General features: G+C 72.1%; 13 protein-coding genes, 1 tRNA gene and 1 pseudogene. 7 read left to right on the forward strand and 8 right to left on the reverse strand.

The genetic code is table 11. The features are described 5' to 3' along the window. Window position 1 precedes the first annotated feature (1 nt). Entirely contained in the window at window positions 2-3199 is a 3198-nt protein-coding gene (locus tag AB0J46_RS19245; protein ID WP_364333312.1) for a BTAD domain-containing putative transcriptional regulator, read from the reverse strand. 111 nt (window positions 3200-3310) lie between these two features. Between AB0J46_RS19245 and AB0J46_RS19250 the strand changes: the two genes are divergently transcribed. Next, window positions 3311-3829 carry a universal stress protein gene (locus tag AB0J46_RS19250; RefSeq protein WP_352362352.1) on the forward strand — a complete coding sequence of 173 codons (519 nt, stop codon included), beginning with the start codon at window positions 3311-3313 and terminating at the stop codon, window positions 3827-3829. Between the two features lie 67 nt (window positions 3830-3896). Here the strand turns inward: AB0J46_RS19250 and AB0J46_RS19255 are convergent, their stop codons facing one another. After that, window positions 3897-5282 carry a PLP-dependent aminotransferase family protein gene (locus AB0J46_RS19255; RefSeq protein WP_364333315.1) on the reverse strand — a complete coding sequence of 462 codons (1386 nt, stop codon included), beginning with the start codon at window positions 5280-5282 and terminating at the stop codon, window positions 3897-3899. Window positions 5283-5349: 67 nt separating this feature from the next. Here AB0J46_RS19255 and AB0J46_RS19260 point away from each other — a divergent pair, with 67 nt between their 5' ends. Continuing rightward, window positions 5350-5799 carry a carboxymuconolactone decarboxylase family protein gene (locus tag AB0J46_RS19260; RefSeq protein WP_364333318.1) on the forward strand — a complete coding sequence of 150 codons (450 nt, stop codon included), beginning with the start codon at window positions 5350-5352 and terminating at the stop codon, window positions 5797-5799. Beyond that, on the forward strand, window positions 5796-6965 hold the full coding sequence (locus AB0J46_RS19265) for an MFS transporter (RefSeq protein WP_364333321.1): 1170 nt from the start codon (window positions 5796-5798) through the stop codon (window positions 6963-6965). Before AB0J46_RS19260 ends, AB0J46_RS19265 begins: the two co-directional genes overlap by 4 nt. Here the strand turns inward: AB0J46_RS19265 and AB0J46_RS19270 are convergent. The 5 genes from AB0J46_RS19270 to AB0J46_RS19290 all read right to left on the reverse strand — a co-directional run bounded on the left by AB0J46_RS19270 (window position 6958) and on the right by AB0J46_RS19290 (window position 11084). Further along, a complete protein-coding gene (locus tag AB0J46_RS19270; protein WP_364333324.1) occupies window positions 6958-9162 on the reverse strand; it encodes a heavy metal translocating P-type ATPase in 2205 nt (734 codons plus the stop codon). The two genes, AB0J46_RS19265 and AB0J46_RS19270, sit on opposite strands and share 8 nt — an antisense overlap. Before the next feature lie 28 nt (window positions 9163-9190). Then, the gene (locus tag AB0J46_RS19275) at window positions 9191-10174 is read right to left on the reverse strand and encodes a hypothetical protein (protein WP_364333327.1); all 984 of its coding nucleotides are present in this window, start codon (window positions 10172-10174) and stop codon (window positions 9191-9193) included. Continuing rightward, a complete protein-coding gene (locus AB0J46_RS19280; RefSeq protein WP_352323852.1) occupies window positions 10171-10383 on the reverse strand; it encodes a heavy-metal-associated domain-containing protein in 213 nt (70 codons plus the stop codon). Before AB0J46_RS19280 ends, AB0J46_RS19275 begins: the two co-directional genes overlap by 4 nt. Before the next feature lie 95 nt (window positions 10384-10478). Then, on the reverse strand, window positions 10479-10736 hold the full coding sequence (locus AB0J46_RS19285) for a hypothetical protein (RefSeq protein ID WP_364333330.1): 258 nt from the start codon (window positions 10734-10736) through the stop codon (window positions 10479-10481). 15 nt (window positions 10737-10751) lie between these two features. Beyond that, window positions 10752-11084 carry a hypothetical protein gene (locus tag AB0J46_RS19290; protein ID WP_364333333.1) on the reverse strand — a complete coding sequence of 111 codons (333 nt, stop codon included), beginning with the start codon at window positions 11082-11084 and terminating at the stop codon, window positions 10752-10754. Window positions 11085-11158: 74 nt separating this feature from the next. Between AB0J46_RS19290 and AB0J46_RS19295 the strand changes: the two genes are divergently transcribed. The 3 genes from AB0J46_RS19295 (at window position 11159) to AB0J46_RS19305 (ending at window position 12110) form a co-directional block, all read left to right on the forward strand. Continuing rightward, the gene (locus AB0J46_RS19295; RefSeq protein ID WP_013130296.1) at window positions 11159-11278 is read left to right on the forward strand and encodes a DLW-39 family protein; all 120 of its coding nucleotides are present in this window, start codon (window positions 11159-11161) and stop codon (window positions 11276-11278) included. A gap of 15 nt (window positions 11279-11293) precedes the next feature. Beyond that, complete coding sequence (locus AB0J46_RS19300; protein ID WP_364333336.1) at window positions 11294-12022, forward strand: HAD-IA family hydrolase; 729 nt, start codon at window positions 11294-11296, stop codon at window positions 12020-12022. Window positions 12023-12037: 15 nt separating this feature from the next. Continuing rightward, window positions 12038-12110 (forward strand) — tRNA-Ala (locus tag AB0J46_RS19305). A 41-nt stretch (window positions 12111-12151) separates the two neighbouring features. Here the strand turns inward: AB0J46_RS19305 and AB0J46_RS19310 are convergent. Further along, window positions 12152-12619, reverse strand: coding sequence for a site-specific integrase (locus AB0J46_RS19310; RefSeq protein WP_364333339.1), 468 nt, complete (start codon window positions 12617-12619; stop codon window positions 12152-12154). Between the two features lie 218 nt (window positions 12620-12837). Here AB0J46_RS19310 and AB0J46_RS19315 point away from each other — a divergent pair. Beyond that, window positions 12838-12939: pseudogene (locus tag AB0J46_RS19315) on the forward strand (IS481 family transposase); the annotation flags it as partial. Between the last annotated feature and the right edge of the window lie 215 nt (window positions 12940-13154).

The following is a 13154-nucleotide window of genomic DNA, read 5'->3' on the forward strand; positions in this document are numbered from 1 at the left end:
TTCAGGTGGGGTAGGGCGCGGGCTCGACCTCCAGCTCCCGCATGCGCTCGGCGTAGAGGTGGTAGCGCCTGCGGGCGTCGCCGCGCCGGCCCGCCAGGTCGAGCACGCGCACCAGGCCCAGATGGGCGCGCTCGTCGTAGCCGTCGCGCTCCAGCAGGCGCAGCCAGTAGCGGGCGGCCTCGTCGTAGCGCCGCTCGCGGGTGCGCGCCGCGGCCAGCCGGGCGGCCGCCTGCACGTAGGCCAGCCGCGCCTGTTCGCGCAGGCCCACCGCCCAGTCGGCGTAGGGGTCCTCCTCGCAGAACTCGCCGCCGTACGCGCTCTCGGCCGCCGTCCACCGCTCCAGCGCCTCGGCGGCGCGGCCGGCCTGCTCCAGCCGTACGGCTCCGGCGGTCAGGTCGAGGAAGCGCTCCACGTCGACGTCGGCGTGCGCCAGGTCCAGGCGCAGCGCGCCCTCCTCGGAGACCACGACGTCGTCGGCGGGACGTTCGTGGGCCGGGTCGAGCACTGCGCGCAGCGTGGAGACCATGACGTTGAGCCGCCGCAGCCCGACCGCGTCGTCGCGCTGCTCGGGCCACAGGATTTCCACCAGCCGTTCCCTGCTGATCGCGCCGCCCCGGCGGCTGACCAGGATCTTCAGCAGGTCACGGGCCTTGCGCGACTGCCAGGCCGTACGCGGGACCGGCACCGCGCCGCGCAGCACCCGGAACGTTCCCATGGTCTCGATCACCACCGCCGCCCCCGGCACGGGCGCCGCGCGGGCGATCAGCTCGTCGATCCGGTCGTCGAGCGCCCGGCAGCCGATCGCGTGCATCCGCTCGCGCACCCGTACGGCCACCTCACCCCCGCTCACCGGGTCGGACAGGGCCGCCCGCACCAGCTCGGCCCTGGCCCGCCCGATCGGGTCGCCGAGCGCCGCCCACCCGCGCACCGCCTCGTCGGCCTGCGCGGGATCGCCGTCGAGCCGGGCGCGCAGCTCGTGCAGCACGGCCTGGGCCACGTGGTCCCTGCGTTCCACGGCGATCGGCTCCGTCTCGCCGACCAGCCGGGCGGCCTCGTCACGGCGGCCGGCGGCCAGGGCCACGTGCGCCGCGGCCACCCGCGCTGAGACCCCGGCGATGCCGCCGGCGTACGCCAGCGCCTGCTGGGCCACCTGGGCCGCCTCCTCGGGATCGTCCTCGGCCAGCAGCTCGGCCAGCGCGTTGAGCGCGTTGGAGCGGGTCTGCACCTCGCCCAGCGGCCCGGTCTCGGCGATCACCCGGCGGTAGACGGCGGCCGCCTGCCCGCGGTCGCCGCGCAGCGCGTGGATCTCGCCCAGCCGGACCAGCCCGACGCTGACCAGCCGCGACCCCATCGCCTCCCACCTGGCCACCGCGTCGGCGGCGTCGATCGCCGACTCCTCCAGCCGGCCGAGCCCGACCAGCGCCTTGGCCCGGTTGGCCACGTTGAGCGCGGCGTACGGCGCGAACGACACCAGGTCGCACAGCCTGCTCGCGGCCTCCGTCTCGGCCAGCGCCTCGGCGTAGGCGCCCTCGTCCAGGTGGCGGGAGGCCCGGTTGGCCCGGATCCTGATGAGCTGGACGACGTCGCTGGCGCGTTCGGCGTACTCCAGGGCGCGCAGGTAGTAGGCGTCGTTGGCGCGGCGGTCGCCGTCGAGGGCGGCGAGCATGGCCAGCACCGTGTTGGCCATCGCCAGCGCGCCGGGGTCGCCGAGGCCGCCGGCCTGCTCCAGCGCCCGGTCGGCCAGCTCGGCGCAGCCCGCCCGGTCGCCCTTCAGCCACAGCACCGAGGCCATGGAGGCGGCGCACATGGCGGCGTCGGCGGGCGGCGAGCCGTAGGCGTGGCCCTTGGCGTACATCGTCATGGCGGCGTCGAGGTCGCCGCGCAGGTGGTCGATGAAGCCGAGCCGCCTGGCCACGAACGCGTCGAAGGCGGGGCCGTCGGCGACGCGGGCCAGCAGGTCGCGGGCGCGGGTCCAGTGGCCGCGGTTCTGCTCGGCGATGCCGGCCAGCCTGAGCATCGGCGGCGACCCTCTGGCCTGCTCGGGCAGCAGGTCGAGCGCCGCGATCACGTCGCCGCGCTCGGCCAGGCGGGGGCCGTGGGAGTTGAGCAGCGACGCGGCGAGGTCGGGGTGGGCGGTCGCGACGGCGGCGCGCAGGGCCAGCTCGGGCTGGTCGTGCTCGACGTACCAGCGGGCGGCGACGGCGGCCACGTCGTGGGCCTCGTGCCGGTCGAGCGGGGCGTGCCTGGCCAGGACGTGCCTGCTGGTCGAGGTCAGCCGGTGGCCGTCCTGGTCGGCCTCGATGAACAGGCCGCGGCTGGTCAGGGCCGCGAGCGTGTCGGGCGGCGCGCCGAGCGTGGCGGCCAGGCCGGACGTCAGCACCGGCAGGACGGTCGCCGCGCGCAGCAGCTCCCGCATGCCCGCAGGCAGGTCCTTGAACGCGGCGAGCGTCAGGTGTTCGAGCGTGGCCGAGTTGGCGGCCAGGCTCGCCGCGGTACGCGGCCAGCTCGCCGGCTCCTCGCGGGCCAGCGCGTCGAGGGCGGCCTGGACGGCGGCCGGCCAGCCCGCGCACGCCTCGTGCAGCCTGGCGGCGATGCCCGCCCCCTGCTCGCCCAGCCGCTCCCTGGCCCAGGCGCCGGTCTCGGACGCGGTGAGCGCGAGGTCGGTGGCGTCGAGGTCGAGCACCTCGTGGTCCTGGCGCAGCCGGGCCGTCGGGAACGGCAGCGGCGCCCGCGAGGCGGTGACCAGGTGCAGGTGCCGGGGCGCGGCGCGGACCAGCGTCTCGACGTAACGCACCGAGCCGGACGCGCCGATGATCGCGTCGACGCCGTCGAAGACCAGCGCCAGACCCCTGGTCAGCTGCCGGGCCAGCGCCTCGGCCAGCGCGCCCGCCAGCGCGGCGGCCCTGGACAGCTCGTCGGCGCCGGGCCCGAGCGGCGCCCCGGCCGCGGCCAGCAGGTCGGCGGGCAACCCCGGGACGGCCTCGGCCAGCGCCGACGCCACCGAGCCCGCCAGCGTCGGCAGGTCGCGGTCGGCGGGCCCGAGCAGGTGCAGGACGCCGCCCACGGCGTGGCTCCAACCGGCGAGCGCGATCGACTTCCCGTAGCCTGTAGAGGCCACGAGCGTGGTGAGCCTGTGCGTAAGCGCCCCGTCGAGCCGCCGGTCGAGGGCGGGACGGGGTTGCACCCACCCTCGTTCCACCCCCGCATGCTACGCCCGGGCTCGCGGGGGACTCCAGAGTTCGCAAAGTGCCACCTCCCGGTAACTGGCCGGTTGGCGCACTATGGTCGTACTTCATTTCCAGGAGGCACCGTGGAACAGGATCTGCCTGGCGGTGTGAGGCTGATCGTGGGGGTGGACGAGTCCCCGGCCTCGCGTTGGGCACTCGCCTGGGCCATCGGCGCGGCCAGGCTGCACCGGATGGCTCTGGTGGCCGTTCACGTCAGTCGTGCGCCCGTCCATCCCTTTCCCGAGGCGCTGCCCGTGCAGCACGCGATCCGGCAGGGCGAGGAGTCCCGCTGCGCGGAGGTGATCGCGGGCGTGTTCGAGGACGTCGCCGGGGGCGTGCCCGACGACCTGCGCGTGGCGACGCTCAGCAAGGTCGGCGACCCCGGCTACCACCTCGTCGATCTGGCCCGCGAGGGCGACCTGCTGGTGCTCGGCCGGGGCCGGCGGCGGCTGCTGAGCCGGATCCTGCTGCCCTCCACCAGCATGTACTGCGCCCGGCACGCCAAGACGACCGTCGTCATCGTGCAGCAGCCCTCGCCGCCGGACGATCCGGAGCTGACGGGGGACCGGGCGCGGCGGTTCTGGAGCCGGCGCAACTACTGACCGGGCGTGGCGGTTCTGGAGCCGGCGCAACTACTGACCGGGCGTGGCGGTTCTGGAGCCGGCGCAACTACTGACCGGGCGTGGTCGTCCTCAGGTTGTCGGTGAGCAGGCGCAGGCCCGGGCCGATGTCGCGCGGCCCGATCGCGCCGTAACCGAGCACCAGGCCCGGCTGCGCCGGGGTCTCGCCGCAGTACGCGTCGAGCTGCTCGACGGCCAGGTCCGGCACGGACCCCAGGGACACGCCCGGAGCCAGGCGGGCGCACACGTGCAGGCCCGCGGCGGACGGGATCAGGCGCAGCCGCTCGTCCCCGGCCAGCGCCGCGGTGACCAGCTCGTGCCGGGCGGCGTACTCGCGGGTCGCCTTCCTGATGTGCCTGGCCAGCAGGCCCTCGTCGATGAACCGGGCCAGGGCGGCCTGCGTGGGCATGTCGCCGTGCCAGTCGGACAGCTGCCGCGCGGCGCACAGGGCCGGGCCGAGCGAGGCGGGGGCGACGAGGAAGCCGAGCCTGAGCATGGGCAGCAGGGTCTTCGAGAACGAGCCCACGTAGATCACCCGGCCCGACCGGTCGAGGCTCTGCAGGGGTTCGAGCGGGCGTTCGCCGAAGCGGAACTCGCTGTCGTAGTCGTCCTCGATCACCACGGCGGCGCGGCGTTCTGCCCAGGCGAGCAGGGCGGCGCGGCGGGCCAGCGACATGGGCGTGCCCAGCGGGAACTGGTGCGAGGGCGTGACGTAGACCAGGCTCGCCGAGCGGGGGATGGCCGCCACGTCCAGGCCCTCGGCGTCCACGGGCACGCCGATCACGCGGGCGCCGAGCGAGCTGAACAGGCGGCGGGCGGGCGGGTAGCCGGGCTCCTCGACGGCGACGGTCGTGCCGGGCTCGATGAGGACGCGTCCGATGAGGTCGAGGGCCTGCTGCGCGCCGTTGGTGATCAGGACGTCGTCGGGCCCCGCATGCACCGACCGACTGATCCCGATATGACGCGAAATAGCCTCACGTAGCGGCTTATAGCCGGACGAAGGCTCGTACGTCGCCAGCCCCACCCGCAGCTCCCTGGCCACCAGCCTGCGCCAGGTCTCCATCGGGAACAGCCGCGCGTCCGGCACGCCGACGCGGAAGTCGTACCGGGCGGGCGGCACCTCGACGGTCTCCCCGAGCTCCCGCCAGAACGCCCGCGGCCTGACCACCCCCTTGGGCGCGGCCCGGCCGCGCACCGGCTCGGCCGACACGAACGTGCCCGCCCCCGCCCGGCCGACCAGGAAGCCGTCGGCCACCAGCCGGTCGTAGGCCACCGCCACCGTGTTCCTGGAGATCTCCAGCCGACCGGCCAGCTCCCTGGTGGGCGGCAGCCGCTCGCCCGAGCGCAGGCGCCCGTCGAGTATGGCGTCGAGCAGCTGCCGGTAGACCTGTGCGGCCAGGTCACCGCGCCCTTGGAGGCTGATGTGAACGTCCAACTTGGCCCAATCAACTTGGCGGAAATTGGAGCTTATGTCGGGACAAGAGTACGGCCAAGATGAGCATATGACCGAACGCATGGAACTCGGGAAGTTCGCCGGCGAAGCGTACAAGGCGATGGCCGGCCTGGACCGGTTCGTGGCCCAGAGCACCCTCCCCAAGCCCCTCCTCGAACTCGTACGGCTGCGCGCCAGCCAGATCAACGGCTGCGTCTACTGCGTGGACATGCACAGCTCCGATGCCAAGCAGGCGGGGGAGAGCGACGCCAGGCTGCACGCCGTGGCCGTCTGGCGCGAGGCCCCCTTCTTCACCCCGCAGGAACGCGCCGCCCTGGCCTTCACCGAGGCCGCCACCCGCCTGTCCACCGACGACGTCACCGACGAGGTCTGGGCGCAGGCCGCCGCGCACTTCGACGAGCAGCAGATGGCCGCGCTGACCGTGGCCGTGGCCGCCATCAACGCCTGGAACAGGATGGGCGTCGCCACCCGGATGACCCCGGAGTCATACAAGTCATGAAAACCCAGCGCGTGCTCGCCGCCGCGCAGCTCGCCAACTCCATCGGCGACGGCGCGTACCTGGTCACCTCGGCGCTCTACTTCGCCGACGTCGTGGGGCTGTCGGCCACCGAGATCGGCCTCGGCCTCACGCTGGGCTGGGCGGTCGGCTCGGTGGCGGGGGTGCCGCTCGGGCACCTGGCCGACCGGCGGGGGCCGCGCGGCGTGGCGGTGCTGCTCGCGCTCACGACCGCGGTGGCGGCCGGCTCGTTCGTGTTCGTCCGCTCGTTCGCGCTGTTCCTGCTGGTCGCCTGTCTTTACGGGACCGCGCAGACCGGCCTGTCGGCGGCCCGGCAGGCCCTGCTGGCCGGGCTGGTCGAGCCGGCCCGGCGCACGGTCGTGCGGGCGGTGCTGCAGTCCACGCTCAACGGCGGCATGGCCGTCGGGGCCGCGCTGGGCGGCGTCGCGCTGGCCGTCGGCACCCGGGCCGGATACATGGCGGTGTTCACGCTCGACGCCCTGAGCTTCCTGGTGGCCGCGCTGGTCCTGCTCAGGCTGCCCGCCGTACGGCCCGCGCCCGCGGCGCCGGGGCCGCGGCTGGCCGTGCTCAGGGACCGGCCGTACGCGCTGGTCACGGCGATCAACGCGGTGATGCTGTTCTACATGCCGCTGCTCAGCCTCGTGGTGCCGCTGTGGATCGCGCAGCGCACGTCCGGGCCCGCCTGGATGGTCTCGGTGCTGCTCGTGCTCAACACCGGCAGCGTGCTGCTCTTCCAGGTACGCGTGGCCCGCCGGGTGCGCGACCTGCGGGACGCGTCCACGGCCGTCCGCCGGGCGGGCGTCGTGCTGTTCGCCGCGTGCGCGGTGTTCGCCCTCAGCCCGTACGGCTGGGTCTTCCTCATCGCGGCGGGCTGTCTGCAGGTCGCGGGGGAGATGCTGCTGGCCGCGGGGGCCTGGGAGATCGGCTTCGGTCTGGCCCCCGACGACAGGCAGGGCCAGTACCAGGGCTTCTTCGGCACCGGCACGGCCGTGGCGAGGATGCTCGGGCCGGCCGTGCTCACCACGCTCGTGCTCGACGGCGGGACCGTGGGCTGGTTGCTGCTGGGCCTGGCGTTCATGACGGCCGGCGCCGCGATGGCACCGGCCGTCAGATGGGCTCAGCGATCACTCGACCCGGCGGTCACCTGAACCGGCGCAGCCGGAGGCTGTTGCTGACCACGAACACGCTGGAGAAGGCCATCGCGGCCCCCGCGATCATCGGGTTGAGCAGGCCGAGCGCGGCCAGCGGCAGGGCGGCCACGTTGTAGGCGAAGGCCCAGAACAGGTTGCCCTTGATCGTGCCGAGCGTCCGGCGGGAGAGCCTGATCGCGTCGGCGGCCACCAGCAGGTCGCCCCTGACCAGGGTGAGGTCCGACGCCTCGATGGCGGCGTCCGTGCCGGTGCCCATGGCCAGGCCCAGGTCGGCCTGGGCGAGCGCGGCCGCGTCGTTGACGCCGTCGCCGGCCATCGCCACGACCTTGCCCTCCGACTGCAGCCGCTTGACCACGTCCACCTTGTCGGCGGGCAGCACCTCGGCGATCACCTCGTCGATGCCGACCTCGTCCGCGACCTGCCGGGCGACGGCCTCGTTGTCGCCGGTCAGCAGCACCGGGGTGAGGCCCAGCGCGCGCAGCCTGGCGATGGCCTCCGCGCTGGTCTCCTTGACCACGTCGGACACCACCAGCAGCGCCCTGGCCTTGCCGTCCCAGCCGGCCGCGACCACCGTGCGGCCCTTGGCCTGCTCCTCCTCAAGGGTGGCCGCCAGGTCGGCGGGCAGGTGCTGCGACCACTCGGCCAGCAGCCTCGGCCGGCCGACCAGGACCGCGTGCCCGTCCACGATGCCCTGCACGCCGAGCCCCTCGACGTTGGCGAAGTCCTCCACGGTCGCGTCGGACTTCGCCTCCCTGGCGATGGCCTGGGCGATCGGGTGCTCGGAGGCGTGCTCGATGGCGCCGGCCAGCCGCAGCACCTCCTCGCGGCTCTCGCCCTCGGCCACGTGCACGTCGACCAGCGTCATCCTGCCCTCGGTGACCGTGCCGGTCTTGTCCAGGACGATGGTGTCGATGCGGCGGGTGGACTCCAGCACCTCCGGCCCCTTGATCAGGATGCCGAGCTGCGCGCCCCGGCCGGTGCCGACCAGCAACGCCGTGGGCGTGGCCAGGCCGAGCGCGCACGGGCAGGCGATGATCAGCACGGCCACCGCCGCGGTGAACGCGGCCCCCGCGCCGTTGCCGGTGCCGAGCCAGAAGCCCAGCGTGCCCAGGGCCAGCGCGATCACGATCGGCACGAAGATGCCCGACACGCGGTCGGCCAGCCGCTGCACCTCGGCCTTGCCCGTCTGGGCCTCCTCCACCAGCTTGGCCATCTGGGCGAGCTGCGTGTCCGCGCCGACCCGGGTGGCCCGCACCACCAGCCGGCCGCCCGCGTTCACCGTCGCGCCGGTGACGGCGTCGCCGGGACGCACCTCGACGGGCACCGACTCACCGGTCAGCATCGAGGCGTCGACCGCGGAGGTGCCCTCCTCGATCACGCCGTCGGTCGCGATCTTCTCGCCCGGCCGCACGACGAACGTGTCGCCCGCCTTGAGCTGCTCGACCGGCACCCGCCGCCCGTCGGCCAGTTCGACGTCCTTGGCGCCCAGCTCCATCAGAGCCCGCAGCGCGGCCCCCGCCCGCCGCTTGGAACGCGACTCGAAGTAACGTCCGGCCAGGATGAACGCGGTCACCCCCGCCGCGGCCTCCAGGTAGATGTTGCCCGAGCCGTCGGTGCGCTCGATGGTCAGCTCGAACGGGTGCGTCATGCCCGGCGTGCCGGCCGTGCCGAAGAACAGCGCCCACAGCGACCAGCCGAGGGCGGCCAGCGTGCCGATGGAGATCAGCGTGTCCATGGTGGCGGCGCCGTGGCGCAGGTTCGTCCAGGCGGCTTTGTGGAACGGCCAGCCCGCGTAGACCACGACCGGCGCGGCCAGCACCAGCGACAACCACTGCCAGTTCGTGAACTGCAGCGCCGGGACCATCGCCATCGCGATCACCGGCACGCTCAGCGTGACGGCGGCGATCAGCCGGTCGCGCAGCGGACGCAGCTCGTCGGCGGGCTCGGCCCGCTCCTCCTGCTCCTTGGCGACCGGGAGCGCGGCGGTGTACCCGGCCTTCTCCACCTCGCTGATCAGCGCCTGGGGGTCGAGCCCGTCGGGAAAGGTGACCTTCGCCTTCTCCGTCGCGTAGTTGACCGTCGCGGTCACGCCCTCAAGCTTGTTCAGCTTGCGCTCGATGCGGTTGGCGCAGGACGCGCACGTCATTCCGCCGATCGCGAGCTCGACGGCCTTTTCCTCGGTGCGGGAAGACATCACCTCTCCTTTCTCGATATCTCGGTGTTCAGTGGCCGTGGGGGGCCGACGGTTCCGCGGCGGTCGCGTCGCCCTGTGTGGCGCGCACGGTGAAGTCCGCGGTACGGACCTCGTCCCCGTGCTTGAAGTCGAGGAACAGCCGGTAGTCGCCGATGCTCGGCACCTCGGCGTAGAAGGTGATCTGCGGACCGGCCTTCTCGCTCTGCTCGGGGTGCACGTGCAGGTAGGCCAGGTCGCCGGCGCGGAGGGCGACCAGGTGGCCGTACGCGCCCAGGTAGGGCTGCAGGTCGGTGACCGGCTCGCCGTCTTTGCTCACCGAGAGGGTGAGCTTGCTCGCCCGCCCGGGGACCAGGTCTCCGTCGAGGCTCACAGTGTAGTCGCCGACCTTCGAGGAGCGGCTCGCCTCGGGCAGCGGCTTCGGCCGGTAGTCGCCGGCGGCCTGCAGGTCGGCGCCGAGCGTCAGCTTCTCACCGCCGGTCGGGGCGAAGTCGGCGAAGGCCCGGTACGGCCCCGCCGCCGGCAGCGTCAGCCCGACCGACCAGATGCCGTCGGGGGTCATCTCCGGATGCAGGTGGAGGAAGGTCGTCAGGTCGCGGGAGACCACGATGAAGTGCAGCTTCTTGTCGTGCTCCACCTGGTAGTCGGTCACCGGGCGGCCGTCCGGGCCGGTGACCGCGAAGCGGAAGTCGGTGGCCTTGCCGGTCTCGATCGGGGTCAGCGGGTTGAGGGTGTATCCGTTCTGCGACACTTGCAGCCCCCCGGGGGTGTCACTGTACGCCTGCTCCGGCGTCCCGTGCTCCTGGCTCTTCTCGCTCTTTTGCCCTTCGCTGGCCTCCTGGCCCTTCAGGGCGTCTTGGCCCTCGTGGCCCTCCTGGCTCTTCGCCATGGCGGTGTGGCTCTGTGTCGGCGGGTCCTGGGCCACCGGGCCGACCGCCCGGCCCACGCCCAGGGCCCCGCCGAAGACGACGGCGAGCCCCAGGGCGTAGGAGCCGAGCTTGGCGGCAGTGTTCATGACTGTCCGACCAGCTCGTATCCGGCTTCCTCCACCGCGGAGGCGATCTGGGACTCCTCGACCTGGCTCTCGCTGGTCACGGTGAGCCGGCCGCTGGCCAGGTCGACCTCGACGCCGGTGACGCCGGCCACGCCGCCGACCTCCTCCTTCACCGAGCTCACGCAGTGGCCGCAGGTCATGCCCTTGACGGTGTAGGTGGCGGTGCTCATTACGGTCTCCTTCAACGCGGTTCCGGTTCCTGCCGAATACTCTAACACGGTACCCCCCTAGGGTATTCCGGAAGGTATTCCGGAGGGTATGAGATTCAGCTCACGGTTTCGCGTACGGACCGCTGGCGCCTCAACGGGGCGGCGAGCGTCGCGCGACGACCGGCCACCACCGCGGTGCCCGGACAGGCGGCCCGGAAACCGCGGGAGTCGTTTCCGAAGAGCACCACGAGCAGCGGCGTCGCGGCGGGGGCGACGAGCGCGCCGCCGACACCCTGTACCGCACGCCCGGCGATCCCGCCCAGGCCGTCCCGGCCGCGGCGCCGATCACTGGCCCGCCGATCGGCGCCACCCATCCGGGGACGAACGCCCTACTCCCGAACAGCTGGGACGACCTCGTACAGCGGGCCCCCGCCACCGGCCGGGAAGCCGAGACCGCGCTGCGTCTCGGCCGCGACGGACGCTTCCACGATCACCATGAACTGGGCGGCGGTGGGAACGTAAGATACGGGCAGGGGTATGCCGCGCGCGCGGGACGTCCGGATATTTGGCATGATCGGGATGTTGTCCGAAGTGATTGGCAGATTGCCCAGGACGGGATGGAGACAGGCCGGGGTCGAAGGGGTGATCCAGGCCGGGCTGAAGGCTCGTTCTACGCACAAGCCGCACATCAGGTTCGTGCGCAACACAAGGAGCGCAGCCATCCCTTGCTAGGCTGCATGTCAACCGTTGGGTCTCACCCCGGCAGGTGAGACCGTCGAAGAAGTGGGGTCACACCGTGAAGAAGCTGCTCGTTCTGGCGCTGGTCGCCCTTGGGGGATTGCTGATCTGGCGTAAGGTGCAGGCTGACCGCGCCGAGCTTGATCTCTGGACCGAGGCGACCGGCAGCGAGAACTAACCGACCGGCGAGGCGATGAGTGACGTCGTCCCCATCGAGCTGGCGTGCCTGGACCTGGCAGGCACCACAGTCGGTGACATCGCCATGGTCGAGCGCGCCTTCGCCGAGGCGATCGCCACCCAGGGCATAGTGCCCGGGACCGGAGCGTACGCGCGTGCCATGGTTCACGTGCACCGGTCCCGGGGCTGTCCCAAGATCGATGTTTTCCGGGGCATCTTCCCCGGCAACGAGGCCCAGGCCCAGGCGGCGAACCTGACGTTCGAGCGCTCCTACGAGGGTGCGCTGGAACGTGCCGGACTGGAGCCCGTGCCCGGGGTCCTGGAGGCGCTCGACAAACTCCGCGGCACCGGGATCAAGCTCGCCCTGATCACCGGATTCAGCCGTACGACGCTCAGCCGCGTGCTCGGCGTCCTCGGCTGGCACGACAAGGTCGACCTCGCCATCTCCCCGGAGGACGCGGGCGGCCGCGGCCGTCCCTGGCCGGACATGGTCCTGCACGCCGTGCTGCGACTCGGCGTGGCGGACGTACGGCACGTGGCGGTCGTCGGCGACTCGGAGAGCGACATGCTCTGCGGGCGCCGGGCCGGAGCCTCCGTGGTGGCGGGGGTGATGACCGGCGTGCACAGCAGGGAACGGTTGCTCAAGGGTGGCGCCACGCACATCCTGGACTCCATCGCGGACTTCCCAGGCCTGGTGCTGAGCGACGACCTCGGGACGACGCGGGTGGCTTCCCCGGCCCGGTAAGCTATCTTCGTCGAAGGGGCCTTAGCTCAGTTGGCAGAGCGCCTGCTTTGCAAGCAGGATGTCAGGAGTTCGAATCTCCTAGGCTCCACTCATACAAAAGCCCAGGTCAATGGCCTGGGCTTTTGATCGTTAGTGGGCCTTGTTCTGGGGCCGTGCCCGTTGCGTGCCCGATGTGTCGAGGGCTCCCCTTGCCAGCTCGTCGAGCTTTCTGGCTACTTCGCGTTGCCGTTCATCTGTGGAGTGCTGGTAGATCATCGCGGCGCGGGTGCTGGAGTGGCCCATGCGTGCCATCAGCTCTCGGATCGAGGCGCCGGCGCTGGCGGCGAGGGTGTTGCCGGTGTGCCGGAGGTCGTGGAAGTGGATCTGCGGTAGGTCGGCGTCCTTGAGGGCCTTGGCCCAGACGCGGCGGTTGAAGTTCGTGTTGCGGAGGGGGCCGTTGTCGGGGCCCACGAAGATCAGGCCGTCGTCGTCATGATCTTCACGCCTCTCCGTTCGATAACGATCGACACAGTAAGCGAGTTCAGTAACGGGTGGATCACGGGGCGGGTCACTCTGGCATAAAGCGGAGAGGAGTTGGCGGTGGAGAGCCTTGTGCAAGCATGGACTCAGCTACTCCTCTGTAGAGAATGACTCCAAGCATGATCAGAGAGTGATATGAGCGTGACGGACGGATGGCAGAGTTGGTACTCGATGGCACGCATGGTTTCGATCAGGAACTGCGTCGAAGTGAGCTAGAGCCGTGGTGACCGCTCACTTCGGTGCTCGCTTTCCGGGCTGGGGCGATCGGCTGCCGTGGCCTTCTTCATCGGGCCTTGCCGACCTGGTTGCACACCTAAAATCACCACCGCGGCCACACGGCGCTGAACGGACTACCAGCCGCCAGTCGCGTCCCCACCCTCACAGGACAGAACATCTAGCCAGGGCAGTCGGTCCGCTTGAAAGTGGGCAGTCCCGTAACTCACATCGCTTTGAATAGCGCCAAGGTCGCATGTCTCGTCATAGACCGTGCACTGCCGAGTTGTTCTTTTAGGTATCAAGCGGCGGCGCGGCGCGCCGCCGTGCCTCCGGCCCTCCGCCCGCCCGCCGTCCGGGCGTGCGGCCTGGGGGTCGGTCCCGGCCGGCGGCGGGAACA

This window comes from Nonomuraea sp. NPDC049758, assembly GCF_040674635.1.
Taxonomy (GTDB): Bacteria; Actinomycetota; Actinomycetes; order Streptosporangiales; family Streptosporangiaceae; genus Nonomuraea.